At 67.9% G+C, this 25,112-nt stretch carries 24 protein-coding genes and 1 pseudogene; 19 read left to right on the top strand and 6 right to left on the bottom strand.

The genetic code is table 11. The features are described from left to right. The first annotated feature begins 10 nt into the window (after window positions 1–10). Window positions 11–559 (top strand): hypothetical protein, encoded by a 549-nt coding sequence (locus ACOGXA_RS03560; RefSeq protein ID WP_419925908.1) that lies wholly within the window; start codon window positions 11–13, stop codon window positions 557–559. Here the strand turns inward: ACOGXA_RS03560 and ACOGXA_RS03555 are convergent. The 4 genes from ACOGXA_RS03555 to ACOGXA_RS03540 form a co-directional block, all read right to left on the bottom strand. Further along, the gene (locus ACOGXA_RS03555) at window positions 535–954 is read right to left on the bottom strand and encodes a hypothetical protein (protein WP_419925907.1); all 420 of its coding nucleotides are present in this window, start codon (window positions 952–954) and stop codon (window positions 535–537) included. The two genes, ACOGXA_RS03560 and ACOGXA_RS03555, sit on opposite strands and share 25 nt — an antisense overlap. Before the next feature lie 603 nt (window positions 955–1,557). Continuing rightward, window positions 1,558–1,992, bottom strand: coding sequence for a hypothetical protein (locus tag ACOGXA_RS03550; protein ID WP_419925906.1), 435 nt, complete (start codon window positions 1,990–1,992; stop codon window positions 1,558–1,560). 178 nt (window positions 1,993–2,170) lie between these two features. Next, on the bottom strand, window positions 2,171–2,362 hold the full coding sequence (locus tag ACOGXA_RS03545) for a hypothetical protein (RefSeq protein WP_419925905.1): 192 nt from the start codon (window positions 2,360–2,362) through the stop codon (window positions 2,171–2,173). 291 nt (window positions 2,363–2,653) lie between these two features. Next, a complete protein-coding gene (locus ACOGXA_RS03540) occupies window positions 2,654–3,142 on the bottom strand; it encodes a DUF488 family protein (RefSeq protein WP_419925904.1) in 489 nt (162 codons plus the stop codon). 235 nt (window positions 3,143–3,377) lie between these two features. Between ACOGXA_RS03540 and ACOGXA_RS03535 the strand changes: the two are divergent. The 5 genes and pseudogenes from ACOGXA_RS03535 to hisS all read left to right on the top strand — a co-directional run. Beyond that, window positions 3,378–3,515: pseudogene (locus ACOGXA_RS03535) on the top strand (DUF2188 domain-containing protein); the annotation flags it as partial. Between the two features lie 56 nt (window positions 3,516–3,571). Next, on the top strand, window positions 3,572–4,264 hold the full coding sequence (locus ACOGXA_RS03530) for a DUF4145 domain-containing protein (protein WP_419925903.1): 693 nt from the start codon (window positions 3,572–3,574) through the stop codon (window positions 4,262–4,264). A gap of 202 nt (window positions 4,265–4,466) precedes the next feature. Next, window positions 4,467–5,012, top strand: coding sequence for an adenine phosphoribosyltransferase (locus tag ACOGXA_RS03525; RefSeq protein WP_419925902.1), 546 nt, complete (start codon window positions 4,467–4,469; stop codon window positions 5,010–5,012). A gap of 30 nt (window positions 5,013–5,042) precedes the next feature. Beyond that, entirely contained in the window at window positions 5,043–7,253 is a 2,211-nt protein-coding gene (locus ACOGXA_RS03520; protein ID WP_419925901.1) for a RelA/SpoT family protein, read from the top strand. Window positions 7,254–7,261: 8 nt separating this feature from the next. Then, window positions 7,262–8,515: a histidine--tRNA ligase gene (gene hisS, locus ACOGXA_RS03515; RefSeq protein ID WP_419925900.1), complete on the top strand. Its 1,254-nt coding sequence runs from the start codon at window positions 7,262–7,264 to the stop codon at window positions 8,513–8,515. Between the two features lie 28 nt (window positions 8,516–8,543). Here hisS and ACOGXA_RS03510 read toward each other — a convergent pair whose 3' ends face one another. Beyond that, window positions 8,544–10,061 (bottom strand): S1C family serine protease, encoded by a 1,518-nt coding sequence (locus ACOGXA_RS03510; RefSeq protein ID WP_419925899.1) that lies wholly within the window; start codon window positions 10,059–10,061, stop codon window positions 8,544–8,546. Between the two features lie 207 nt (window positions 10,062–10,268). On the opposite strand from ACOGXA_RS03510, the gene aspS reads away from it, so the two are divergent. The 13 genes from aspS to ACOGXA_RS03445 all read left to right on the top strand — a co-directional run bounded on the left by aspS (window position 10,269) and on the right by ACOGXA_RS03445 (window position 23,303). Then, window positions 10,269–12,005 carry an aspartate--tRNA ligase gene (gene aspS / locus ACOGXA_RS03505; protein ID WP_419925898.1) on the top strand — a complete coding sequence of 579 codons (1,737 nt, stop codon included), beginning with the start codon at window positions 10,269–10,271 and terminating at the stop codon, window positions 12,003–12,005. A gap of 117 nt (window positions 12,006–12,122) precedes the next feature. Further along, window positions 12,123–13,439: a replication-associated recombination protein A gene (locus ACOGXA_RS03500; protein ID WP_419925897.1), complete on the top strand. Its 1,317-nt coding sequence runs from the start codon at window positions 12,123–12,125 to the stop codon at window positions 13,437–13,439. Window positions 13,440–13,479: 40 nt separating this feature from the next. Further along, window positions 13,480–13,728 carry a hypothetical protein gene (locus ACOGXA_RS03495; protein WP_419925896.1) on the top strand — a complete coding sequence of 83 codons (249 nt, stop codon included), beginning with the start codon at window positions 13,480–13,482 and terminating at the stop codon, window positions 13,726–13,728. Window positions 13,729–13,738: 10 nt separating this feature from the next. Further along, window positions 13,739–16,315: an alanine--tRNA ligase gene (alaS, locus tag ACOGXA_RS03490; RefSeq protein WP_419925895.1), complete on the top strand. Its 2,577-nt coding sequence runs from the start codon at window positions 13,739–13,741 to the stop codon at window positions 16,313–16,315. Next, on the top strand, window positions 16,315–16,749 hold the full coding sequence (gene ruvX, locus ACOGXA_RS03485; protein ID WP_419925894.1) for a Holliday junction resolvase RuvX: 435 nt from the start codon (window positions 16,315–16,317) through the stop codon (window positions 16,747–16,749). Before alaS ends, ruvX begins: the two co-directional genes overlap by 1 nt. Then, complete coding sequence (gene mltG, locus ACOGXA_RS03480; protein ID WP_419925893.1) at window positions 16,746–17,843, top strand: endolytic transglycosylase MltG; 1,098 nt, start codon at window positions 16,746–16,748, stop codon at window positions 17,841–17,843. Before ruvX ends, mltG begins: the two co-directional genes overlap by 4 nt. A 72-nt stretch (window positions 17,844–17,915) precedes the next feature. Then, window positions 17,916–18,764 (top strand): shikimate dehydrogenase, encoded by an 849-nt coding sequence (aroE, locus tag ACOGXA_RS03475; RefSeq protein ID WP_419925892.1) that lies wholly within the window; start codon window positions 17,916–17,918, stop codon window positions 18,762–18,764. Window positions 18,765–18,865: 101 nt separating this feature from the next. Next, window positions 18,866–19,564, top strand: coding sequence for a prepilin peptidase (locus tag ACOGXA_RS03470; protein WP_419925891.1), 699 nt, complete (start codon window positions 18,866–18,868; stop codon window positions 19,562–19,564). A 16-nt stretch (window positions 19,565–19,580) separates the two neighbouring features. Further along, complete coding sequence (locus tag ACOGXA_RS03465) at window positions 19,581–20,111, top strand: shikimate kinase (protein WP_419925890.1); 531 nt, start codon at window positions 19,581–19,583, stop codon at window positions 20,109–20,111. Between the two features lie 32 nt (window positions 20,112–20,143). Continuing rightward, complete coding sequence (locus tag ACOGXA_RS03460) at window positions 20,144–21,181, top strand: 3-dehydroquinate synthase family protein (protein WP_419925889.1); 1,038 nt, start codon at window positions 20,144–20,146, stop codon at window positions 21,179–21,181. Continuing rightward, a complete protein-coding gene (locus ACOGXA_RS03455; RefSeq protein ID WP_419925888.1) occupies window positions 21,178–21,618 on the top strand; it encodes a type II 3-dehydroquinate dehydratase in 441 nt (146 codons plus the stop codon). Before ACOGXA_RS03460 ends, ACOGXA_RS03455 begins: the two co-directional genes overlap by 4 nt. Further along, window positions 21,615–22,721 carry a M24 family metallopeptidase gene (locus tag ACOGXA_RS03450; RefSeq protein WP_419925887.1) on the top strand — a complete coding sequence of 369 codons (1,107 nt, stop codon included), beginning with the start codon at window positions 21,615–21,617 and terminating at the stop codon, window positions 22,719–22,721. Before ACOGXA_RS03455 ends, ACOGXA_RS03450 begins: the two co-directional genes overlap by 4 nt. A 99-nt stretch (window positions 22,722–22,820) precedes the next feature. Next, entirely contained in the window at window positions 22,821–23,303 is a 483-nt protein-coding gene (locus tag ACOGXA_RS03445; RefSeq protein WP_419925886.1) for a hypothetical protein, read from the top strand. A gap of 7 nt (window positions 23,304–23,310) precedes the next feature. Here ACOGXA_RS03445 and ACOGXA_RS03440 read toward each other — a convergent pair whose 3' ends face one another. Continuing rightward, a complete protein-coding gene (locus ACOGXA_RS03440) occupies window positions 23,311–24,975 on the bottom strand; it encodes a class I adenylate-forming enzyme family protein (RefSeq protein WP_419925885.1) in 1,665 nt (554 codons plus the stop codon). Window positions 24,976–25,112: the final 137 nt, after the last annotated feature.

Genomic DNA, 25,112 nt, shown 5'->3' with positions numbered 1-25,112 from the left:
GCATTGGTCCTTGAGTTTGGTCGCCGAAGGCGACCTGAGGATCATCGCTCCCCGATCCTGCTGCCATGCCGACCGCAGGATCGGCTTGGTGCTGCGGGTCGATGCGGCCACCAGGTTCGCTGAGGTCCTGCTAGCCCACACCGCCCCCGAGATGGCGACGGACCGCGACGCAGTTCTCCCCCTTTGGGCGGCATCCGCCCCCTACGTTGCCGTCGTGCAGACCGACTTGCGCGGAGCCGTCTGGCTATCCCAGTTCGGATGGCGGGTCGGGCAACTTCCAGAACCTGCCCTCGCCGACGTGAAAGCGGGCTGGAACGCTCCCGATCCCCCAATACCTCGAACACCAGCTATCAGCACAGGACTCCCGCTAGCTGGTCCGCTCGACCTGCGTTGGCGGTTCAAGGAACCCGAGGGGACTGCGCTGAGGGCGCTGACCGCCCAATGCACAGAAGCCCTGATCGAGGAAGGGCTCATGGCGCCGCTCGCTGGGGCGGAGCCGTGCAGTGCAGATCATGGACTCCCGAACGAGGTGCGCTATCCGCGCACGCTTCCGTTGTAGGCGCCGCCCAGGCCGTCTCCGCGCCGCCAGGCGGTCCCGTCGCCCGCCCCAGAGTGGAAGGCGTTTCCGCGGCCTTCGCCTGCACGGTCGGCGTTCCCGCCGCCGGTCGCATAGTGCATGGCATCGCCCCTGCCTGAACTCCGCCGTTCGGCGTCCCCGCTGCCTGATCCGTCGCGCAAGGCATCGCCGTCGCCTGTTCCATTCCGATATGCCAGCCCTGCGCCTGCCCCATGGCGGATAGCGTCTCCGCGTCCGTCTCCGCCGCGGCGGGCGCTTCCCTCGCCGCGGCCCCAGCGTTCGGCGTTCCCGTTCCCGCTGCCGACCAGTTCGACTGTGCATGAATGTTCACTGTCCACCTTGACGTGCAGGTTCAGATCGGTCTCGAACCACCACACGTCTCGAACTTCAACAGGCGGGCATCGGCTTCCCAAGTGCAGCCTTCGGGAAGCGATCCTTCAGGCCCGTCGGCGCCAATTTGGAAGGTATAGACATCACTCTCCACCGTATGTATAGGCAGGATGTGATACGCCCCCGCACGACAGATCGACGCTGGGGCAGTCGGGGACGGCTGGTCGCCCGCTGCTCGGCTTCGGAGCAAAGCGCCCCCCTTGCCTCGCTTGTGCTTAGATTCGAATTCGGGGTTCTTCACACCTATGAGGATGCCGCGGAACGGCTCAAGTTGATTCGACCTAGCGTCCTGTCGTCATCACTGCGCGCCAGGTCTCATCGTCCTGCCCGCCGCTCTCGGCTCTCGATCCGCCACTCGGCGGGGCTCGCGGCCTTCGCCTTCCATATGCACTCGGCCAGCGCCCACGACTCGGCCCACCTCTCGTCGGCGGCGGTGACACCCCCGCCGACGGCGGTCCGACAACCCCACCAACACGCACCACGACCCACTCGACGACTGCGCCAGGGAAACACCGCCCCCGCCCCGCGTCGCCTAGGACGCGGCGAGAGGCTGGCCCTCAGCCCGCTCGTCTCCGCGCCTGGGAAGGCACTCACTCGGACTCTCGCACAGCGCTACGCGCCCCTCCGCTCGTGAACCTGCTGTAATTGACTCTGCGGCTTCCGTCCGCATGGTCGGCAAACACGTCGGACTCGGCGACGGGGCGGATAGGCGGGATCAATATCCACCCGTCGGGTGGGCCCGGGTCGGAGGAGTACCACGGCGGGCAGGAGTCCGCGGAGTCGTTCCGCATCTCGGGGCGGTGGTAGCCGAGAGCGGACTTCGACTCATGATCAGCCCTCAGCGCACGCCTCATCTCGCGATCCAGCGCCTTCAGCGCCTCCTGGCGGTGGTAAAGGAGAGCGTCAGGCACCCGTTTCATCACAGCGTCGAGCCTGGCGCAAGCGGCAGCGGTCTGCCCTTCGTCCTTGTCGTTGTCGGCCAGTGCCTGATCGATCCGGGATATCGCGTCCTGCGCGCCGTCCATCAAGGTGTTCCGCTTGGCGGCTACCGCGTTTGCGGTCGCTAATCCGGCATCTTTGCCCATCAGCGCTCGCGGTCCTGATAGAGCAGCCTGAGGAATACGGCGGTCGCGACCAAGAAGCTGGCCGAGAGGCTGATGATCGGCCCTTGTGCGGTCAGTGCGACAAGTACCGCGGCCATGGTTACTGCCTGTCGAATGCAGTGCTCCGGGCCAGGCACTTGGTAGCCGCCGCCCGATGCTCGGCAGTTCGGGCGTGGTCGCCTGCTGCTTCGCAGAGGTTCGCAGCGGCCCGGTTCCCGTCTGCTGCTGCCCGCCATTCGTTGATGGCGGCCCGCCGGTCGGCGGCTTCGATCTTGATGGTGGTCTGCGTCATATCGGGTCCGCCCTTCTGCGTAAGGACCGCCCCTCGTCGGCGGCCGTCCGATCTGTTCACCCCATGGTCCCACTGCCAGTGACAGTTCCCACTCCCAGGCGGCAGCAGTTAGCCAGCGAGGGGCTTGGCTCGCATATCAATCCCCACCGCTTCATGTCGAGTTCCTAGGCAACGCCATGCTGGGCGCTACGCGAACAGATAACCACGCCGAGCGTGCTCGCCCTCAGGGTCGGCGCGGTCTTGACCTGGCAGATGGAGTCCATCCGACATCCAGGGTCGTATCGCCGCGCCTCAGACAGCCAGGCAAGAAATGCCGTGGTGCTTCTCGACCATCTCGGTGATGCAAGACCTGTGGCACGACTCGTGGGAACGCTCGAAACAGAGCAGCGCTATCCGCGTCTCCAGGGAGAGGCGGATAGCCGCGTCATAAGCGGGCCGCGAGCCATTGCCCAACACGGCCCGGTAGCGATTCTTCGCCCGTTCTTCGCCGTTGCGGAAAGGCTCCCTGTTGTCCTTCGGGTTCCCCAGCGCCCTCTCGTGCCGGTACTCGATGCCCGCGTCGTTCAAAGCGTTGCCCAAGGCGGTCTTGGACAGCCCTCTCTTGCGGGAGACGGCATTCAAGCGGACATCGACCAAAACGTTGACCCCATTGTCCGTCAGAAGCGAGACCAGCTCCTCCACGCTGCGACCCTCATACCCGACCGAAATGATCACGGTGTCGCCGAATGCGGTTTCTCTCCCGCTTAGATCATCGGACGAGACGGCGGGAGGCTGTGCCACGTTCGTGACCTTAGCCCTCTCGGCAGCACGGCCCCTCGATGCTTGCCCAGCCTTCTAGCCGTCGCACCCGTCCCCTAGAATTATGATGTTTGCCAGCTAGCCGCCTGCCCTCAGATCACCGGCAGGCAAGAAAGGAAGCCCAGCGATGAGCAAGAAACCCCCAGTACATACAGTCCCGCACGGCGACGGGTGGGCCAACCGGCGCGAAGGGTCATAACAGGTCAGTAGAAGATTCCCCACGAAGAAGGAAGCCCAACAGGCAGGGCGCAACACCGCCAGGCGGGAGGGCACCGAACACTTCATCCACAAGAAAGACGGCACAATCGGCGAGCGGAACAGATACGGCAACGACCCGTATCCGCCGAAAGGGTGACGATGGCCAATGGGCAGCTTCAGTGGGGCAACCCGGGCATTTGCCCCTCTTGTGGTGTGGTCACCGACCACAGCTGGTTCGCAGGAGTCACGGGGGGTTTCGAGCACCCCAGCGACGGCAAATGGGTCGAATCCCCAATGCAGGGAAGTCAAGGTCACCTCTTCGTCTCAAAGTGCCTATCTCAAAGCTGCCAGGCACTCGCCCTATGGATTGCTAGCTACGAGGAAGGACCGCCTATCGAAGGACCGCCGCAGTTCCATGACGGTCAGCAGGTATCGTCATGGGTCCCGTCTCGCAAGAAGGTGGCGCTGTTGGTATTCCCCCATAAGGGAATTCGCGTTCCCCCTGAGCACGGGTTGGAGCCAGAAGAGGTCAAGCTCTACGAGGAAGCCGCTGCTGTGGCCCTGATATCCCCCAGGGCTGCTTGTGCTTTGGTGCGTGTTCTTTTGGAAGCGCTGCTGAAGCGCTTCCTCGTTGCTCCCGAGCACTCAATCAGGCCCCCCAAAGGAGGGAACAAGTCTCTTGTCGAACTGATCGACATGGCTGTCGCGGACCTTCCCCTATCTGCCACGTTGAGGGACGGGTTGACAGCAATCCGCAAGCGGGGGAACACCGCTCTCCACGACCTCGACGGCCTCAACGATGAGACCCGCGCCGAGGAACTGCCGTGGCTGTTCCAGGCTGTCGACGATCTCGTGGACGATTTGCACACCAAACCTCAGAGATGGGCTGGGATGGCCAAGCCTTGATCCAAGTGGCTGCCAGAGAGAGCAGTCACGGCCAAGGGCCAAAACCTCTGTTCCTGTTCGACGATGCCGTTTACTCCTACTTCCTTGTGAGGCAAGGTATTCGATTGGGGATTACATACCTATTTACCCAAGAGGTGTGACAGTTGCCCCTTGGGTAAATAGGTATGTAATCCCCTTTCCGAGAGCAGATAGGATTGGGACAGTGGATTCCGGCTGGCCTGAGAGCCTTATCAGGGATGTTCCCGACTTCCCCGCCGAGGGGATCATGTTCAAAGACATCACCCCGCTGCTCGACGACGGCGAAGCCCTCCGGTGGGCTGCCGACACGCTGGCCGACCGCCTTTCGGCAACACCGGCCGACCGCGTGGTGGGAATCGAGGCCCGGGGGTTCATACTGGGCGCCGCAGTGGCCTATCGGATGGGCCTGGGATTCGTGCCCTTCCGCAAGCCGGGCAAGCTTCCCCGCCAAACCCGATCGGTCACCTATCAGCTCGAGTACGCCACCGCCTCTCTGGAAGCCCACACCGATGCCCTGGTTCCCGGCCAACGGGTGCTGATCGTGGACGATGTGCTGGCCACCGGGGGCACCGCGGCCGGCGCAGTTGAACTGGCCAGATCCAGTGGGGCCGCCGTCGCCGGAGCGGGGTTTCTGGTCGAGCTGGGCTTTCTCGGCGGTCGGGCCAGGCTCGACAACGGCTGTCCGGTGATTTCGCTGTTCAGCTACGGGGGCTCAGATGACCCCAACTGAGCGAACGCTGTTCCACAACGGGGGTGGCGGGTGACGCTGGCCGAGCGGACGCGGCCCTGGGCGGAGCAGCCCGGCCAGGATGTGACCCCGCTGCTCGACGCCTACCTCCAGCGCCACCCCAACGACACCTCCGAGCGCGTCGAGACGGCCTATCGCCTGGCCGAGCAGGCCCACGCCGGACAGGTTCGCAAATCCGGCGAGCCCTACGTGTCCCACCCCCTGGCCGTGGCCCACATCGTGGTGGAGCTGGGGCTGGACGACGTGTCGGTCATCGCCGCGCTCTTGCACGACGCCATCGAGGACACTGCCATGGACCTGGCCGAAGTCGAGCAGCACTTCGGCGGCGAGGTGGCCTCGATCGTCGACAGCGTCACCCGCCTCGACCGGCTCAAGTTCAACACCCAAGAAGAGGAGCAGGCCGCCTCCATGCGCAAGATGCTGGTAGCCATCGCCAAGGACTTGCGGGTATTGGTGGTGAAGCTGTCCGACCGGCTGCACAACATGCGGACGCTGGCCGCGTTGTCCTTGGAGAAGCAGCACCGGGTGGCCCGCGAGACCATGGACATCTACGCCCCTTTGGCCAACCGCCTGGGGATGCAGGACATGAAGCTCCAGCTCGAAGACCTGGCCTTCGCCGCCCTCCACCCCAAGCGCTACGCCGAGATAGACCGCATGGTGGCCACTCGGGCGCCCGAGCGCGACCTGTATCTTACCCAGGTGCTGTCCAGCGTGGACGCCCGGTTGGCCGAGCTGGGCATCCAGGCTCAGGTCACCGGCCGCCCCAAGCACCTCTGGAGCATCTACGAGAAGATGATGGTCAAGGAGCGCAGCTTCGACGAGATCTTCGATTTGGTGGGCATCCGGGTGGTCGTCGACTCGGTGAGGGACTGCTACGCCGCGCTGGGCTCCATCCACGCCACATGGAAGCCGGTGCAGGGGAGATTCAAGGACTACATCGCCATGCCCAAGTTCAACCTCTACCAGTCGCTGCACACCACAGTGGTCGGGCCCGGGGGCAAATCGCTGGAGGTCCAGCTTCGCACCAATGAGATGCATGCCCGAGCCGAGCAGGGGGTGGCCGCCCATCACGGCTACAAGGAGGGCGCGGCCATCGACGACCTGGCCTGGCTGAGCCGCATCATCGACTGGCAGCAGGAGACTTCCGACGCCGCGGAGTTCTTGAGCAACCTCAAAACCGACCTCGACCACGACGAGGTGCAGGTGTTCACCCCCAAGGGCGGTGTGGTCTCGCTGCCCATGGGAGCGATCCCCATCGACTTCGCCTACGCCATCCACACCGAGGTGGGCCACGCCTGCATCGGCGCCCGGGTCAACGGCCAGCTCGTCCCGCTGGACCGCGAGCTGCGGCCCGGCGACATGGTGGAGATCTTCACCTCCAAGGTGGCCGACAAGGGGCCGTCGCGCGATTGGCTGGGCCTGGTGGCCTCCCATCGGGCCCGCAACAAGATCCGCCAGTGGTTCGCCCAGGCCCGGCGGGATGACGCCATCAAGGCCGGCCGCGACGCAGTGGCCGCCGCGTTGCGCCGAGAGCGCCTCCCGGTGGCCAAGATCATGTCGGGAGACGAGCTGGTGCAGGCAGCCCAGGACATGAACTACCGCGACCTCGACACCCTGTTGGCCGCCGTGGGGGAGCGCCATGTGTCGGCCAAGGCAGTTGCCGAGCGAGTGGCCGGACTGCGGGGTGCGCCGGCCGCCGACGAGGAGATGGATGGCGATGTGGTGGTCGCCCCGCCGCCCGCGGCGCTGCCCCGCCGCACCGATCAGCCGGTGGAGGTGGAGGGCCTCGACGATGTGCTGGTCAACCTGGCCCGCTGCTGCAAGCCGGTTCCCCCCGACGAGATCATCGGCTTCGTCACCCGGGGCCGGGGGGTCTCGGTCCACCGGGCGGAGTGCGCCAACGCCGTGTCGCTGTCGTTCGAGCAGGGCAATCGCCTCATCGACGTGGACTGGAGCGCCGAGCGCAGCGGCGCCTACTGCGTGACCATCGAGGTCAAGGCGTTCGACCGCACCCGCCTGCTGCGAGATGTGGCCAACGCCCTGTCCACCGGATCGGTGAACATCCTGGCCTGCGAGACCCGCACCGGGCCCGACCAGATCTCCGTGATGCGGTTCGATTTCGAGTTGAGCGACGCCACCCACCTGAGCGCCCTGCTGCGCACCATCCGGGGCATAGAGTCGGTGTACAACGCCTACCGAGTCCTCCCCACCGCTTCGAGCTAGCATATCTGATGTTCCAAGCGCCCAAGGGCACCCGCGACATCGTGCCCCCGGAGTCGCACCGCTGGCAGCGTCTGGTCGCGGTGTTCGCCGAGGTGGTGGGCCGGGCCGGCTATGGGCTGGTGCAGAGCCCAATGTTCGAGGACATCGGGGTGTTCCAGCGCTTGGGCGAGGGCACCGAGGTGGTGCGCAAGGAGATGTACGACTTCTTCGACAAGGGCGATCGCCACTTGGCCCTGCGCCCCGAGGGCACCGCATCGGTGGTTCGGGCCTACAACCAGCACCGGCCGACAGTGCCCTGGAAAGTGTGGTACCTCACCCCTTGCTTCCGCTACGAGGAGCCCCAAGCCGGGCGATTCCGCCAGCATCACCAGGTCGGTGTGGAGGCCATCGGCTCGGCCGACCCGGACCTCGATGTGGAGGTCATCGCCCTCCAGCATGATTTCTACCGGGCTCTGGGCCTGAGCCGCCTGTCGCTGCGACTCAATTCCATGGGCGGCCCCGGCGATCGGCAGGCCTACGCCGAGCGGTTGGGCGGGTGGCTGGGCCGGCGGCTGGGCGACTTGGATGAGGCCGACCGGGCCAACGCCGACGCCTACCCGCTGCGGGTGCTCGACTCCAAGCGAGAGCGCACGGTGGCGGTGGTGGCCGACGCCCCCCTCATCACCGACCACCTGTCCGATGACGCCGCCGCCCACTTCGCCCGGGTGCAAGCTGGCTTGGCCGCCCTCGGGATTGCCTGCGAGATCGCCCCCCGGCTGGTGCGGGGCTTGGACTACTACACCCACTCCACCTGGGAGTTCGCCGCCGGTGCCCTGGCCTCGGCCCAGAACGCGGTGGGCGGCGGGGGGCGCTACGACGGGCTGGCCGAGTCTTTGGGGGGCAAACCTGCTCCCGGGGTGGGGTTCGGCGCGGGAATCGAGCGCATTCTGCTGGCCGCCGACGCCGAGGGCGCCCTCGGTGGCGCATCGGGCTCGGTAGCCGTGTTCGTGGTGGACGTGACCGGGGGCGACGCCGGGCGAGATCTCACTTTTGAGCTGCGCCGCAACGGAATCTCGGCCGACCGGGCCTTCGACGCCCGCTCCATGAAGGCCCAGATGAAGGTGGCCGACCGCTCGGGCGCCCAGCTGGCCCTCTTGGTGGGGGAGGAGGAGTTGGCCACCGGGATCGTGACCGCCCGCCACCTGCGCTCGGGCGGGGGCCAAACCGCCTTGGCGCGGGACGATGTTGTGCGGGAGGTGGCCGCGCTGCTTGCCGACCGGTGATCGGCTCTCCGCCCCGCTGTCATGAGTTTCAGCAGGAGACTTGGCGGCGGGTCCGGTCTTGGGCTTCTTGAAGCTCTCGGTCGGATTCTGCCGACCTGTCAAGCGACAGCAACGCCCCCCGCTGCCGCCATGCGTCGAGCAGTTCGACGTAGAGGCGGGAGGGAGCAGTGGGACTGTCCGAGATGATCTCGGTGAACTGCTGGTGGACCACGAATCGGGAGGACCCGTTGGCGAAGTGCTGCACGATGTCGGCCCGGACGAACGAGGCCTGGCTGGGGTGGGCCTCGTTCCAAATTCGGATGTAGCCCTGCCTCAAGAGGTTTCCCGACGACCATGTCGGGGTCCAGAACGCGATGCTCCAATAGTCTCCACCGCAGGGAAACTCGTGGATGACCGCGCCCCCGCTGTCATCGTCCTTGTGGGCGACATACCACAGATATTCGGTTCCGTTCTCGTATTGGCCCTGTTGCCATTCCCCCCGATCGGGGGCGCCATCGCCCAACTCCGGCTTGGGGTCGGGCGGCGGCGCTGGTTCTTGGTCGGGGTCGGCTTGAGCCTGGGCAAGCGCGGTCGCAAGTGCATGCTCGGTTACCGAGTAGTTGACCCCCTCGGCCCCCGGGGCGGCGGGCTTGCTGACCACCATGCCGGCCACCTTCCCGCAGGCGTTGAGCATGGGTCCGCCGCTGTTTCCCGGGTTCGCTGAAGCGTCGGTTTGAAGGACTCTGCCCAGCTCTGGGTCGTCGAACACTCGCGACACCACTCCTCTCGACACCGCGGGCGTGGATGCCTCATACAGCGGGTAGCCGACCGAGTAGATGGCCGATCCGGGGGCCGCGCCGGACAGCCCGCCGAACTCCAGTGCCGCCTCCGGGCCCATCGGGGTGGACAGCACGGCGATGTCACCGGCACGGTCGGCCGTCACCACCCGTGCCGAATAGCTCGCCCCCGAGTGGTTGAGCTCGACAGTCTGCGACCCTCGCACCACATGCTCGGCGGTGAGCCACCAAGAGCGGTCGGCGGCGGTCCCCAAATGGAACGCCGTGCCCAGGGATTGACCGGTATGCACTTGCCACACCGACTCCACAGCGTTGGCGGCGTGATCGGCGAAGTCGCAGGTCGCCGGGTCGGTGGGCAAAGACGAGGGCCGCCCGTCGGCACATCCGCCGGGAACCACGCTGGTGTCGATGCCGAACTGGCACCGGTACACGTTCAAGAGCGATTCTTGCGCCAAGATGAGCCGATCTCGTTGGGCAACCTCCGTCCACGTGGGTGTGCCCGCGAACGGAATCTGCGGCTCAGCGGAGGAGGCAGGCGCCCCGTTGGCGCAGCCGCCGGGCACCACGATGGTGTCGATGTTGAATCGGCACCGATAGGCGTTCAACAGCGACTCTTGGGCCGAGATGAGCCCGTCTCGCTCGACGATGCGTTGCAGAATGGGCTGCTGATCCTGGGCCGACGCGCCGACCGGCGCCCCTGCGAAGCACAGCGCCAGGGCCAGCATTGCGATGAGCAAGGCGCGAGGTCTGGAGAGCGCGGCCACAGGCATACGCGAACATTTTGACCGATAGAGAGGCCAGTTCGCACGACCGGCACCACCTTTGGGTCCGCCGACGTCGGGGGGATGGGGAGCAATCACGCGGCGGCGGTAGCATCGGGCGCTGTGGCCGTCTTGCGCCGAGTGCTCGAAGGGATGAGAGAACCACGATGAGGGAGAACCGACTTTGCTGTGGGGGCCGAGGAGGCGAACCGCGCCATGCGAACTGACTACTGCGGCGAGCTGCGCGCCGGCGACATCGGACGAGAGGCGTCGGTGTGCGGTTGGGTGGACCGCCGCCGAGAGCACGGCGAGAACCTGGCGTTCATCGACCTGCGGGATCGCACGGGGGTGATCCAGTGCGTGGTCGACGAGCGCCACGACCTCCGCTCGGAGTACGTGGTGCGCATCAGCGGCACTGTGCGGCCACGGCCTGAGGGCACTGCCAACCCCAAGCTGGCCACCGGCGAGGTGGAGATCGGCGACTGCAAGGTGGAGGTGCTGTCAGAGGCCGAGCCTCCCCCGTTTCCGCTTCACTCCCGTACCGAGGTGGACGAGAACGTGCGCTTGCGCCATCGATACGTCGACCTGCGAGGGGAGCGGCTCCAGCGCAACCTGTCGCTGCGGGCGAGGGTCAACAGCGCCATCCGCCGCACCATGGAGGCTCAGCGCTTCACCGAGATCGAGACCCCGATGCTGGTGGCCTCCACCCCCGAGGGGGCCCGCGACTTCGTGGTGCCGTCCCGGCTGCACCCGGGCCGGTTCTACGCCCTGCCCCAGTCGCCCCAGATATTCAAGCAGCTCTGCATGGTCGGAGGCATCGACCGCTACTACCAGATCGCCCGCTGTCTGCGCGACGAAGACCTCCGGGCCGACCGGCAATTCGAGTTCATGCAGCTCGACGCCGAGGCCAGCTTCTCAGACCAACACGACGTGACGGCCTTCATCACCGAGGCGGTGTTCGCCGCGGTGGAAGCAGTGACCGGGACCCGCCCCGCCACCCCGGCCTTCATGACCTGGACCGAAGCCATGGAGCGGTACGGCTCCGACAAGCCCGACGTGCGCTTCGGAATGGAATTGGTCGAGCTGACCGGGCTGTTTGAGGGCACCGAGGCCAAGGTCTTCCAGGTGGAATGCGTCAAGGGCATCAACTGCAAGGGCGGCGGGGAGAGCCTGGGGCGCAACGCCATCGACGAGCTCACCCGCAAGTGCCGGCAATGGGGGGCCAAGGGGCTGGCCTGGTTCCGGGTGGGCGACGACGGCGCCCTCGACGGCGCTTTGACGAAGTTCATGTCGGCTGACGAGCGGGCCGCGCTCGGTCCGGCCATGGGCGCTGAGCCGGGCGACCTGCTGCTGCTGATAGCCGACCGCCGACAGAAGGTGCGCGACATCCTCGGCCTGCTCCGCTTGGAGCTGGGCCGACCGCCGATCACCGAGGGCGGCCTCAACTTCATCTGGGTCACCGAGTTCCCGCTGTTCGAGTCAATAGACGACCAGGGTCGGCCCATCGCCGCCCACCACCCGTTCACCATGCCCCACCCCGACGACGTGGGGCTGCTGGATGGCACCGGCGAGGAGCTCTTGGCGGTGCGCTCGCAGGCCTACGATCTGGTGCTCAACGGCTGGGAGCTGGGCTCGGGCAGCGTGCGGATCCACCGGTCCGACATCCAGCGGGCGGTGTTCCGGGCCCTGGGCATCAGCGACGATGAGGCCGAGGAGAGATTCGGGTTCCTGCTGGACGCCTTCCGCTACGGAGCACCCCCTCACGCCGGCTTCGCCTTCGGCATCGACCGGCTGGTGGCCATCTTGGCCGGAGAGGAGAACATCCGAGAGGTGATCGCCTTTCCCAAGACCCAGTCAGGCGCCGATCCGCTGTCCAACTCGCCCACGCCGATAAACGTCCGCCACCTGGACGAATTGGGTTTGCGCGTTCTGCCGCCCCCTGCCTCCGGGTGAGCAGCAGACGGGCCAGGCGGCAATGAGCGGCGACCGGTTGAATCCGCCTGGGGCGGCAATGAGCGGCGACCGGTTGAATCTGCCTGGGCACCGGGTGAGCTGTCCAGCAGGTTTCCAGTGAGCGGCGACCTGTTCGCCGCGGCCGCTGCTGAGCGCCTGGCCCAGACAGCCCCGCTGGCCGATCGGCTTCGCCCCGGCACCCTCGATGATCTGGTGGGCCAGGAGCACCTGCTCGGCCCGGGCAAACCGCTCCGCAGCCTCATCGAATCCGATCGGCTGTCATCGGCCATCTTGTGGGGGCCGCCGGGCACCGGCAAGACCACCATCGCCCGATTGGTGGCCGGCACCACGGCCAGGGCCTACGTTCAGCTCTCGGCGGTGACCGCCACGGTCAAAGATGTGCGGGAGGTGATCGCGTCGGCCCGCGACCGCTTGGGCCAGCACGATCAGGGCACGATCCTGTTCCTCGACGAGGTCCACCGGTTCAACCGCGCCCAGCAGGACGCCCTTCTGCCCGCGGTGGAGTCGGGGCTTATCACGCTGATCGGGGCGACCACCGAGAACCCGTACTTCGAGGTCAACCCGCCGCTGCGGTCTCGCTCCACCCTGTTCCGACTCGAGCCCCTTGAAGCCGATGCGCTGGCGGAGCTGCTGCACCGAGGGATGCGAGCTGAGGGCGCGGTGGCCGACGACGACGCCCTGGCCCATCTGTCCACACAGGCCGCCGGCGACGGCCGCCAGGCCCTGACCAGCTTGGAGGTGGCGGTGGCCCTGGCCTCGGCCCGCCCCGGCGACCCACCCCTAATCACCCTGGCCGATGCCGAGAGCGCCCTCGGGGCCAGCGCGGTTCGCTACGGCCGCGACGAGCACTACGACGTGATCAGCGCCTTCATCAAGAGCTTGCGGGGGTCCGACACCGACGCCGGGCTCTATTGGCTGTCCAGAATGCTGGAAGCGGGAGAGGATCCCCGGTTCATCGCCCGCCGAATGGTGATTCTGGCCTCCGAGGACATCGGCATGGCCGACTCCCAGGCCTTGGTGGTGGCCGACGCCGCCGCCCGGGCGGTGGAGTTCGTGGGATTGCCCGAGGCGCAGGTCAACCTGGCCCATGCCGCGGTGTATCTGGCCACTGCCCCCAAGTCGAACACGGTCACCGCCGCGCTGGGCAGAGCTCGGGCCGACGCGGGCGACGGCAGCGGCGAGGTGCCCGCCCACCTGCGCGACGCCCACTATCAGGGGGCGTCCGGCCTAGGGCACGGCGCAGGCTACGTGTATCCTCATGATGATCCCCGGGGTTGGGTGAGCCAGGAATATCGCCCCGAACGCTTTGGCGATCGGCGTTATTACCTTCCCTCCCAACACGGTGCCGAGAAGGAGATCCACCAGCAAATGAAGCGCCGTCTAGATGACAAGCCCGAAGGCGAGGCCGGCTGATGGCCAAGCGACTCGTGAAGCCCGAAGGCGAGGCCTGCTGATGGCCAAGCGACTGGTTTGGTTCACTGCGGGTGCGGGCGCGGGCGCGGCGGGGGCAACCTATCTGCGCCGCAAGCTGCGCCAGGCTACTCAGAGGGCAGCGCCCGTCAGGGCGAACTCCAACGCCAGCGCCCGAGTCAAGGCGGCTGCATCGGAGGCTCGGGCTGCTCTGGCCGAGGGCACGGCCGCGGTCCGCCGCTACCGGGCCGAGGTTGCCCGTCGGGCTCTCGAGGATCCCCCTGGTCGATGAGGCCGCCAGCGTGACCCCCAAGCGAGCCCAGGAGATCCGCAGCGCTTTCACCGCCTTCTTCGGCGAACGGGACCATGCTGTTTTGCCGTCGGCCAGTTTGATCCCCCGCGATCCCACCGTGCTGTTCACCGTAGCGGGGATGGTGCCGTTCAAGCCCTACTTCTTGGGCGAGGAGGCCGCTCCCCACCGTCGGGCCGTCACTGTCCAGAAGTGTGTGCGGGCCGGGGGCAAGCACAACGATTTGGACGAGATCGGACGCACCCGCCGCCATCTCACCTTCTTCGAGATGCTGGGCAATTTCAGCTTCGGCGACTACTTCAAAGCCGAGGCCATCGGCTGGGCCTGGGAGTTCGCAACCGAGGGCCTGGGCTTCGACCCCGACCGGCTGTGGGTGACCGTCCACCTCAGCGACGACGAGGCCGCCGAGATCTGGCGGGATGCGGCCGGAGTGCATCCCGGCCGCATCCAGCGGATGGACGAGGACAACTACTGGCGCATGGCCGATACCGGCCCCTGTGGCCCGTGCTCGGAGATCTTCTTCGACAAGGGTCCCGAGTTCGGCGCCGACGGAGGGCCGGCCCACGGCGGCGACGAGCGGTTCCTGGAGTTCTGGAACCTGGTGTTCATGCAGTTCGACCAGCAGCCCGGCGGCCTGGTCCCGCTGCCCAAGCCCAGCATCGACACCGGGGCCGGGCTGGAGCGCATCCTGACCCTGATCCAGGGGGTGGAGTCGGTGTTCGACATCGACGAGATGGCTGCTCTGGTGGGGGAGGCCAGTGCGGTGACCAGGGTGAAGCTGGGCGCGGCCAGCCACAGCGATCTCACCCTGCGGATCCTGGCCGAGCACGCCCGCACCATGACCTTCCTCATCTCCGACGGGGTGTTCCCCTCCAACGAGGACCGGGGCTACGTGCTGCGCCGCATCATGCGCCGGGCCATCCGCCGGGCCTATCTGCTCGGGGTCAACGAGGTGGTCACCCCCGAGCTGGTCGACAAGGTGGTCGACATCATGGGCCCCGACTACCCCGACATCACCGCCAACCACAGCTTCATCCGGGAGGTGGTCGCCCGGGAGGAAGAGGGCTTCCGTTCCACTCTGGCCCAGGGATCCCAGATCCTCGACGACGCCATCGACCGCTTGGGCGACGGGCAGGAGCTGGCCGGGGATGTGGCCTTCTTGCTGCACGACACCTACGGCTTCCCCTTCGAGGTGACCGAGGAGACCGCCCGCGAGCGGGACGTCGCCGTTGACCGGGCCGGCTTCGACCGCCACATGGACACCCAGCGCTCGCGGGCCCGAAAGGACTTCGATGCCCGCCACGCCACCTCGGCCGACGTCTCGGCCTATCTCGAGCTGGTCGCCGAGCATGGTCCCACCGATTTCATGGGCCGCGAATTCGACACCGCCGAGGCCGTGGTGCTGGCCGTCACCGATGACGGGATCATCCTGGACCGGTCCCCCTTCTACGCCGAGTCCGGCGGCCAGGTGGGCGACACCGGCACCATCACCTCGCCCACCGGATCGGCCCGAATCACCGACACCACCTACGTGGTGCCCGAGCTGCACCTGCATCACACCGGCGCCGCCGAGGGTCGGCTCACCGTCGGCCAGTCGGTGATCGCGGCCATCGACGCCGATCGCCGGGCCGCCATCCGCCGCAACCACACCGCCACACATCTCCTGCACTGGGCGCTCAAGCAAACCCTGGGCAACCACGTCAAACAGCAGGGCTCGCTGGTGGCCGACGACCGGCTGCGCTTCGACTTCACCCATTTCGAGGCCCTCACCGCCGCCCAGATAGCCGAGATCGAACAGCGGGCCAACGCCGACATCCTGGACAACCCCCCCACCCGCCATTACGAGACATCGATGGCCGAGGCCACCGCAGCCGGGGCCGTGGCTTTTTTCGGCGACAAATACGGCGAGAGGGTGAGGGTGCTGGAAGCCGGGCCGCACTCCATCGAGCTGTGCGGGGGAACCCATGTGAAGGCCCTGGGCGACATCGGCCCGGTGAAGATCGTCTCCGAGGGTTCCATCGGCGCCAACATCCGCCGCATCGAAGCGGTGAGCGGAACCCGCCCGGTGGAGCTTTTGACCGCCCGGGAACAGGTAGTGGCCCAGGCTGCCGAGCTTTTGGGGGTGCCGGCCGAGCAGCTCCTGACGGGGGCCGACAAGCGCATGGCCGAGATCAAGAGCCTCCGGGCCGAGCTGGCCGCGCTGCACCAGGCGGCCTCAGCCGACCAATCGGCGGTGTTGGCCCAACAGGCGGTTGACGGGGTGGTGGTCGCGCTGGTCGAGGGCGTGGACCGGGGGCAGCTGCGCGATCTGGCCATCGCCACCCGAGACCGGCCCAGCGTGGCCGCGGTGGTGCTGGGCGCAGCGCCCGAGGGCGGCGGCGCGGCCCTGGTTGCCGCCGTCACCCCCGATAGCGATCTGGATGCCGGTGAGCTGATCGCCGAAGCGGCCGCCACCATCGGAGGCGGCGGCGGCCGAGACGCCAAGCTGGCCATCGCCGGCGGCCGGGATCCGTCGCGTTTGGAAGAGGCTCTGAGCCAGGTGCGAGCTGCTGCTGGCATCGGGAGCTGATGTCGGCCAGGGCGCTGGGCATCGACCTCGGTGAGCGCCGCATCGGAGTGGCGGTCTCCGACGGCGAGGGCCGCCTGGCCACTCCGCTGGCGGTGATCGAGCGATCGGGCAGCCGTCAGCTCGACCACCGCCAGATCGCCGAGCTGGTCGCCGAATACGGGGCCGAGGTGGTGGTGGTGGGCCTGCCCCTGTCGCTCGACGGCAGTGCTGGTCCGGCCGCCCGCGGCGCCGAGCGCGAGGCCGAGCAGCTCGAGGCGGCGCTAGACGTCCCGGTGGTGGCCCACGACGAGCGCCTGACCACCGTCATCGCCGATCAGGCGCTGGCCCACTCGGGCCTCAGCGCCAAGGCCCGGCGCCAGCGGGTGGACATGGTGGCCGCGTCGGTCATCTTGCAGGGTTGGCTGGATCTGACCGGACAGGATTCACAGCCATGACCGACGAGGATCCCCAGGAATGGGACTGGTTGCCCCGCCGGACCTCCACCCTCACCCGGATGGCCATAATCTTGGCCTCCCTGGGCGTCGCGGTGTTGATCGCCGCGCTGTTCGTCAAGGGCTGGATTGACGACCGCCTCGACCCGCCCGGCGACGAGGGCTCAGAACTGGTGGTCAACATCCCCCAAGGAGCGTCGATCAACGACATCGCCCGCATCTTCGAGGAGGAGGGGGTGGTGGCCAATTCCACGGTGTTCCGCTACTACCTGCGCTACAAGGACGCCGGCGACTTCCAGGCCGGCAACTACGTGCTGAACCAGAACATGTCGGTATGGCGGGCCAAAGACGTGCTGTTGGCCGGTCCCGCCCCCGGTCCGGCCGACGACGCCATCAGGGTGGTGCTGCCCGAGGGCCTCACTCTGGCCCAGGTCCAAGCCGAGCTGCTTTCGCAGCTCCCCACCTTCGACGCCGATGACTTGGCCCGAGCCCTGGCCTTCCCGCCGGTGCGTTCACGCCACCAGCCGGCCAACAGCACGCTGGAGGGGATGCTGTTTCCCGACACCTACCATCTCGATTCGGCTACCGCCGAAGACGAGGCCGCGCTCATAGTCCGCCTGATCGGCCAGTTCGACACGGTGGCCTCCGAGGTCGGCTTGGCCACCGCTCCCGACACTGTGGGGATCACCCCCCACGAAGCGGTCATCGTGGCCTCGCTTATCGAGAAGGAGGCCCTGGTGAACGAAGACCGGGCCAAGATCGCCAGGGTCATCTACAACCGGCTGGCCGCCGGCTGGCCGCTCCAGATAGACGCCGCGGTGCGCTACGCCGTAAACAAGCCGTCCGAGCCGCTCACCCGGGCTGACCTGGCCGTGGAGAACCCCTACAACGTGTACAACCGCACCGGCCTGCCCCCCGGCCCCATCGCCGCCCCCGGAAGGGACTCCCTCATCGCGGCATTGAATCCGGCCAACGGCTTCTGGCTGTTCTACGCTCGCACCGATGATCCGGTGGTCGGCGCCCACACCTTCAGCGCGACCATCGAAGACCACGAAGCCGCAGTGGCTGTCTGCCGGGAGAAGAACCTGGGATGCTGATCGCCCGCAACTGCCGGGAGAAGAACCTGGGATGCTGATCGCCCGCAACTGCCGGGAGAGGAACCTGGGATGATGACTCCCATCGGGGTTTCTCTCGATACCGAGGTTGCCGCCGGCGTGATCGGCTATCCCGTGCGCCATTCCCTGTCGCCGGTCATCTGTCAGGCCGCGTTCGACGAGCTGGGGCTGGATTGGGTCTACGCCGCCTTCGAGGTGGCGCCTGGGGAGGCCGGGCGGGCGCTCGACCACATGCGGAAGCGGGCAATGGCCGGGTTGTCGGTGACCATGCCCCACAAGGCCGACGCCGCCGCCGCGGTAGACGAGCTCAGCCCCGCGGCCGCCGCATTGGGGGTGGTGAACTGCGTGGGCCGCGACGGCGACCGCCTCATCGGCCACAACACCGACGGCGCCGGATTCTGCGACGCCCTGCGGGCCGACGGGGTGGAGCTCTCCGGTGTGGCCTGCGCCGTTCTGGGCGCCGGCGGAGCGGCCCGGGCGGTGGTGGCCGAGCTGGCCCGCCGGGGAGCCGCAGAGGTGGCAGTGATCGCCCGCCGGCCGGATCGGGCGGCGTCGGCCGCTGAGCTGGGCGGCGCCGCCGGAACGGTGGCCGGCCCTGCCGATGTCGGACGGTACCGGCTGGTGGTAAACGCCACCCCGGTGGGGATGGCCGAAACCGAGGGGGCCGGCAGCCTGCCCTTGGATCCCAACCTCATCCACCCGGCTCAACACGTGGCCGAACTGGTGTACAACCCGCTCCGCACCCCGCTGCTGGCCGAATGCCAACGCCGGGGCGTGCCCGCATCCACCGGGGTGGGGATGCTGGTCCACCAAGCAGCCCACGCCGTTCGGATTTGGACCGGGTTAGAGCCCCCCACCGAGGCCATGACCGCGGCGGCCACCGCCGCGCTGCAAAACCGATGAGCCGGGCTCCTCGCGGACGGCCGACAGAGACATGAGCCGGGCTCCTCGCGGACGGCCGACAGGGACATGAGCCGGGCTCCTCGCGGACGGCCGACAGGGACATGAGCCGGGCGGCCATGGTCGTGGCCGGGCTGGCCGTTGGAACCGTGGCCGGGCGCTACCTGCTGCGACTGGTGTGGCGCTTCGGAGTGCGCGACAGCCGTTCCCTGCGGGTGCTGGTCCCGTCGTTCACCGCTGTCTCCCTGGGGGTGGCCGGCGGCATTATGGGCACCACCTGGGATGTGCTCCCGGTGTGGGCGCTGTTCGTTGCCTTGGCCGGGGTCACCACCGTGGATCTGCACCACTACCGCATTCCCGACGGCATCGTGTTCCCCACCGTTGCAGTGCTGCTGCCGCTCATGGCCCTCATCTCCCTGTTGCGGGATCGACCGGGTTCGGTCGGGCAAGCGGTTGCCGCCGCCGGGCTCTACGGTGCCATGATGTCGATGCTGTTCGTGTTCTCGAGGGGCAACCTCGGACTGGGCGACGTGAAGCTGTCCGTGCCGGTCGGCCTGGTGCTGGGCTGGGTGGGGTCGGGCTACGGCCAGTCGCTCATGGCCGTGTTCCTCACCTTTGTGCTGGCCTCATTCTTCGGCGTGACCATGGGCCTCGTCGTTTGGGGCATGAGGAAGTGGGGCAACGAAGTCCTGCCCGACCCCCTGGCCGACCCCGCCAACCGCCGTTCCACCGTCTTCCCCTTTGCCCCCCCGATGGCCACCGCCGCCGCGGTCATAACCCTTGCGGTTCCCGCCATCGGGTGACAGGTAGTATCTGCCTGTGGCAAGTCGACCTCACGTGGCCCTGATCGGGATGATGGGGTCGGGAAAATCGACTGCGGGCTTCTGGCTGGCCCAGTCGGAGGGACTGCGGTTCGTGGACTTGGATGCGGCCATCGAGGAGCGCCATGGCCGGTCGGTGTCAGAGATCTTCAAGGCCGACGGCGAAGAGCGCTTCCGCGATATGGAGCAGTCGGAGCTCGACGGGTGCATGACATCGGCGCAGCCGCTGATTGTCTCCTGCGGCGGGGGGGTGGTGCTTCGGGCCGGCAATCGGGCTCTGCTGCGCCAGCGGGCTTGGGTGTGCTGGCTCCGGGCCTCCATAGAGACGCTGACCCGGCGGATTCGCACCGGCAACAGCCGCCCCCTTCTGGGCGAAAACCCCGTTGCCGACCTGATTCAGATCAGCGATGCCCGGGCGGCGCTCTACGCCGAGACCGCCCATCGGGTGATCGACGTGGACAGCCTGGAAGCCAGCCAAGTCGCCGAGCGGATCAAACACATCTGGCCCCACCAGCCCTCGCTGCGATGATCCGCGGCGAGGGCCTGGGAGGAAGCGCTGCGATGGCGATTGCGCCGTCTTTGGAGGAAGCGCTGCGGGTGCCGGTAGAGCTGGGGGAGCGTTCTTACGGGGTGTGGGTCGGCCCGGGCGTTCGCCACCGGCTGGCCGATGTCATCCCCCGTGACGTGAGTCGGGCGGCGGTGGTCACCCAGGCGGCGGTGGCCGATGCAGGAATCACCGTGGACCCCGGCGTCGAGCACCGGGTGTTCATCACCGACGACGGCGAGCACATCAAAACCCTGGGGGCAGTGGAGGAGCTGTGCCGCCAGCTCGCCCAATGGGGGCTCACCCGCCGCGATGCGGTGGTGGCCGTGGGCGGGGGCGCGGTCACCGACCTGGCCGGGTTCACCGCCGCCGTCTACCACCGGGGCATCCGAGTGGTGTACGTGGCCACCACCCTTTTGGGCCAGATCGACGCCTCGGTGGGGGGCAAGACCGGCGTCAACCTCCCCGAGGGCAAGAACCTGGTGGGGGCCTTCTGGCAGCCGGCCGCGGTCCTGTGCGACACCGAGGCGCTCGACACCCTGCCCCCCGAGGAGATGCGATCGGGTTTGGGAGAGATGGCCAAATACCACTTCATCGCCGACGCCGGCCTCGGCTCGCTGCCGCTGCCCGAGCGCATCGCCCGCTGCGTGGCCATCAAGGCCGAGGTGGTGGCGGCCGACGAGCGCGAGTCCGGCCGCCGAGCGGTGCTGAACTACGGCCATACCCTGGCCCACGCCCTCGAAACCCACGGGGGCTACGGCCTCCGCCACGGCGAGGCGGTGGCCGTCGGCCTGGTCTACGCCGCCGAGTTGGCCCACCGCGCCGGGCGCATCGACGCTTGCCGGGTGGACGAGCACCGCCGGGTAGTGGGCGGCTACCACCTGTCCGCCAAACTGCCGGCCGACGCCGACGCCGAAGGCCTCGTGAGGCAGTTCAGCCGGGACAAGAAGGCCATCGGCGGGGTCACCTTCATGTTGGACGGCCCCGACGGCATCGAACCGGTAACCGGCCTCGATCAAGCCCTCATGCTCGACGCCCTGGAGGCCATCCGATGAGCTCGACGATCCTTTTGCTGTCGGGGCCCAATCTCAACCTGCTGGGCGACCGGGAACCCGAGGTGTACGGCACCGACACCCTCGACGACCATGTGGCCACCGCGGCAACAACTGCCGAGCGCCACGGCCTCTCCGTAGAGCATCACCAGTCCAACGACGAGGGCGTGATCATCGGCCACATCCACCGGGCTCGACGACGGTGCGCGGCCATCATCGTCAACCCCGGCGCGTTCACCCACTACTCCTGGGCCATCCACGACGCCCTGGCCGCCTTCGAGGGCCCGGTGGTGGAACTGCATCTCTCCAACCCCAACGCCCGGGAGCCCTGGCGCCACACTTCGGTGGTCAGCCCGGTGGCCACCGGCACCATCGTGGGCTTCGGAGGCCACGGCTACGAGCTGGCCGTTGAAGCGGTGGCCCGGCTGCTCTCAAGATGACCGGGGCCCCAGACCTCGTCCCCATGGATGTGGCGGGTCGGGCGGGGCGGGTGCGCGAGGCGGCAGCCGATGCCGGGTGCGATGCCCTGCTGGTGTCCAACCTGGCCAACGTCCGCTACCTCACCGGGTTCACCGGTTCGGCCGGGCTGGTGTGGATGGGGGCCGATGAACTGGTGCTGGTCACCGATCGGCGCTATGGCAGCCAGTCTGCTACCGAGGCCGGCCAGGCCGGGGCGAGCGTCCGCATCGAGATCACCAACGATTCCCCCCGGGAGATCTTGGCCGCGGCGGCGGCCGGGGCGAGCCGCATCGGCCTGGAGGCGGACTCGGTGAGCTGGGCCGACCAGCGCCAGTATGCCGAGTGGTTCAGCACGGCCGAGTTGATCCCTACCACCGGAGTGGTACAGCGCTGCCGCCAGATCAAAGACGACGGCGAGATCGACCGCATCGCCAAGGCCGCGTCCATCGCCGACGCCGCACTGGCTGAGGTGTGCCCCCTGCTGGCCGACGGCCCCACCGAGAAGGCCGCGGCTTTGGCCCTGGACACCGCCGTTCGCCGCCTAGGGGCCGACGGCAGCGCGTTCGCCACCATCGTGGCCGCCGGCCCCAACGCCGCACTGCCCCACATCCGGCCCACCGACCGCCCAATCGGGGTGGGCGAGTTGGTGATCGTGGACTTCGGCGCGTTGGTGGACGGCTATCGCTCCGACATGACCCGAACCTTGGCGGTGGGCGAGCCCGATGCCAGCGCCCGCCAGGTGTACGAGACGGTCCGCGACGCCCAGCAGCTCGGCGTGGCCCGGGCAGCCCCCGGCGCACCCATCGCCGAGGTGGACAAGGCCTGTCGCGACCGCATTGCCGCCAGCGGTTGGGCCGACGCCTTCATCCACGGCACCGGCCACGGCGTGGGGCTCGAGATCCACGAGCAACCCTGGGTGCGGGCCGCCGCCGACGAGGCATTGCAAGCCGGCCATGTCATCACTGTGGAGCCCGGCGTCTACCTGCCCGGCTTCTGCGGCGCCCGAGTGGAAGACACCGTTTTGGTGTCCAACGACGGTCCCCGGCGGCTAACCCGCTCCCCCAAAGAGCTTGTGGTGTCGTGAGCCATCCCCGTGCCGCGGCCTGATCTCGGGTTGGACGGTGCCCGCCGGTGCGGAGTGTCGCTACGGTGGTCGGATGGCTTTGACGGCGGGTCGCTAGCGATGGGGCTCGAAAAGCGGCCCATCACCTTTGAGCCGCCCGACACCGATGCGGTGGTCCACGAGATGCTGACCCTGGCCGCCCGGGGCGACGGCAAGGGGTGGATGAACATCCAGCCGGTGGTGGCCGACGAGCACCGGCCACCCGAGTCGCCGCTGTTCAAGCTGTTCACCGCCCGAGGCCCGGCCATCCCGCTGGGGACCTGGGTGCCGGGCCACCACTACCGCGACAAATGGCAGCCCGCCTCGGCAGGCTTGCAGCACGCCGGCGGACGGCACGCCTCCGAGTTGCTGAAGGAGCGGGGGGTGGCCGAGCCGTCAGGGTGGAACCGCCGCCAAGACCACATCAAGCGGGGCTTGGTGTACGAACTGCCCGAGAGCCAAGACCCGAAGGTGGCGCTGGATTTCCTGGTGGATGCCATGGCCCAGCTAGTCGGCTTCCCGCTCAGCGGGCGCTGGCGGGCCACGATCTTGACCCAGCGCTAACCCGCAACTAGCGGGGTTTGGCCCCCAGCCGGGCCGAGGCATCGGCCTTGAGCCGGCCCTTGGCCACCTTGCCGCCCGAGGAGCGGGGCAGGGCATCGACCACGAACAGGTGCTCGGGCCACCACTCCCGGGACACGCCTCGGCCGGCCAGATGCCCCCGGAGCCCGTCCAACTCCAGGCTGGCCCCGGCCGATAGCTCCACATAAACGGCCACCCGCTCGCCGAACACCGGGTCGGGGGCGGCCACCGCGGCCACCATGGCCACCGCCGGGTGGGTCATCACCTCGTCTTCCACCGCGGGGGCGCTGATGTTCTTGCCGCCCCGGATGATGAAGTCAGACGTGCGCCCCACCACCCGCAGATAGCCGTCGTCGTCGATCTCCACGATGTCGCCCATCAGCATCCGGCCGTCGGGGGTCGTCAGCTCGGCGTTGGCCTCGGCATCATCGTAGTAGCCCAGCGCGGTGGCCGGTCCCCGGCAGGCGGGCCGGCCCCGGCCCCGCAGTTCGCCAAGCGGCTGCCCGTCGTCGGGGTCGTACAGCCAACAGTCCATCTCAGGCTCGCACTTCCCGCCGGAGCGCAGGCGGGCCGACCGCGGATCGCTCAAGCGGGTGCCGCTCAGCATCCCGGTCTCGTTGGAGCCATAGAAATTGAGCACCGTGCAGCCGGTGCGGTCCTCGAACTCGGAGGCCCGCTGATAGGGGATGGCCTCGCCCCCGGTGAACATCAGCCGCAGCGACGACAGGTCGTGGCGGTCGAACACCGGGGAGTTGAGCATCATGATGAACTGGGTGGTCACCGCGCACAGCACGGTCACCCGCTCGGCTTCGATGAGGCGAATGAGCGCGGCAGCGTCGAAGTCGGCCATCACCACGGTGGGCACGCCCAAGATGGCAGGGGTGTAGTGGGCGGTCCACAGCCCGAAGCCGAACGGCGCCGGCACCGGCACGCAGAACACCTCGTCGGAACCCAGGCCGCTGTACTCCACCGCCTTCTGGTGGAAGTAGAACCAGCGGTTATGGGTCTGCATCACGCACTTGGGCAAACCCGTGGTGCCCGAGGTGGAGTTCAAAAGGCACAGCTCTGAGGCCCCCAGGCGGCGGGCCTCGACGACCTCGGCAATGTCGGGAACCGACTCAGGCGGGGGTGCCGAATCGCCGTCAAGCGTGATGGCTGCGCCCTGGCCGGGGCCGTCGATGGTGATGTGGTGTTGAAGGCCAGCCAGGCCACGTCGCAACTCGGCCACCGCGTCGCCTGCTGGACGTCCTCGGAGCTCGGCCCCGGTGATGACGGCCCGAGCCCCGGATTTGTGGACCAAATGGGCGATCTCGGCCGGCCCGGCCCGATGGCCGATGCCCATGACAACCACCCCGACCTTGTCGGCGCCGGTGAAGGCGGCATGGACCCCAGCCCCGTCGGGCAGGATCACCGCCGCCCGGTCGCCCCGGTCCAGCCCCGCCGCCAACAGCGCAGCGGCCACCCGATCGGACAACCGGTCATAACCCGCCCACGTGGTGTGGTCGATGCTCCCCAGCGCGTCCTCTGCCTCACCAGCTGGGCGCCTCCAGGTGATGTAGGCAACGTCATCGGGCCGCTCGGCCGCGTTGCGCCGGATCAGGTCGGTGGGCGTGTCATGCCCCCACCAACCGGCAGCCACATAGGCAGCCGCCACTTCGGGATCAGCGGCCAGATCGTTCAGCAGATTTCCCTTCTGTCAGTCATTATCAAGATGGTAGAAGTATTATTGATAACTGTTGTGTCTATCCGTACAATCGACAGGGCCGCACCGGTACTTGCGCACAAGCCCGG

Origin of the sequence: Candidatus Poriferisocius sp. (assembly GCF_965208475.1) — a bacterium.
In the GTDB taxonomy this organism is placed as follows: domain Bacteria; phylum Actinomycetota; class Acidimicrobiia; order Acidimicrobiales; family Bin134; genus Poriferisocius.
Note: the sequence above shows the minus strand (reverse complement) of the source record. Positions and strands in the feature narration are given on the sequence as shown.

Excerpts from the sequence above, each read along its gene's own strand:
- ACOGXA_RS03550 (WP_419925906.1), bottom strand. The coding sequence starts at position 1,992 with ATGGACGGCGCGCAGGACGCGATATCCCGGATCGATCAGGCACTGGCC.
- ACOGXA_RS03545 (WP_419925905.1), bottom strand. The coding sequence starts at position 2,362 with ATGACGCAGACCACCATCAAGATCGAAGCCGCCGACCGGCGGGCCGCC.
- hisS (WP_419925900.1), top strand. The coding sequence starts at position 7,262 with ATGTTCCAAGCGCCCAAGGGCACCCGCGACATCGTGCCCCCGGAGTCG.
- ACOGXA_RS03510 (WP_419925899.1), bottom strand. The coding sequence starts at position 10,061 with ATGCCTGTGGCCGCGCTCTCCAGACCTCGCGCCTTGCTCATCGCAATG.
- aspS (WP_419925898.1), top strand. The coding sequence starts at position 10,269 with ATGCGAACTGACTACTGCGGCGAGCTGCGCGCCGGCGACATCGGACGA.
- ACOGXA_RS03495 (WP_419925896.1), top strand. The coding sequence starts at position 13,480 with ATGGCCAAGCGACTGGTTTGGTTCACTGCGGGTGCGGGCGCGGGCGCG.
- ruvX (WP_419925894.1), top strand. The coding sequence starts at position 16,315 with ATGTCGGCCAGGGCGCTGGGCATCGACCTCGGTGAGCGCCGCATCGGA.
- mltG (WP_419925893.1), top strand. The coding sequence starts at position 16,746 with ATGACCGACGAGGATCCCCAGGAATGGGACTGGTTGCCCCGCCGGACC.
- aroE (WP_419925892.1), top strand. The coding sequence starts at position 17,916 with ATGACTCCCATCGGGGTTTCTCTCGATACCGAGGTTGCCGCCGGCGTG.
- ACOGXA_RS03470 (WP_419925891.1), top strand. The coding sequence starts at position 18,866 with ATGAGCCGGGCGGCCATGGTCGTGGCCGGGCTGGCCGTTGGAACCGTG.
- ACOGXA_RS03460 (WP_419925889.1), top strand. The coding sequence starts at position 20,144 with ATGGCGATTGCGCCGTCTTTGGAGGAAGCGCTGCGGGTGCCGGTAGAG.
- ACOGXA_RS03455 (WP_419925888.1), top strand. The coding sequence starts at position 21,178 with ATGAGCTCGACGATCCTTTTGCTGTCGGGGCCCAATCTCAACCTGCTG.
- ACOGXA_RS03450 (WP_419925887.1), top strand. The coding sequence starts at position 21,615 with ATGACCGGGGCCCCAGACCTCGTCCCCATGGATGTGGCGGGTCGGGCG.
- ACOGXA_RS03445 (WP_419925886.1), top strand. The coding sequence starts at position 22,821 with ATGGGGCTCGAAAAGCGGCCCATCACCTTTGAGCCGCCCGACACCGAT.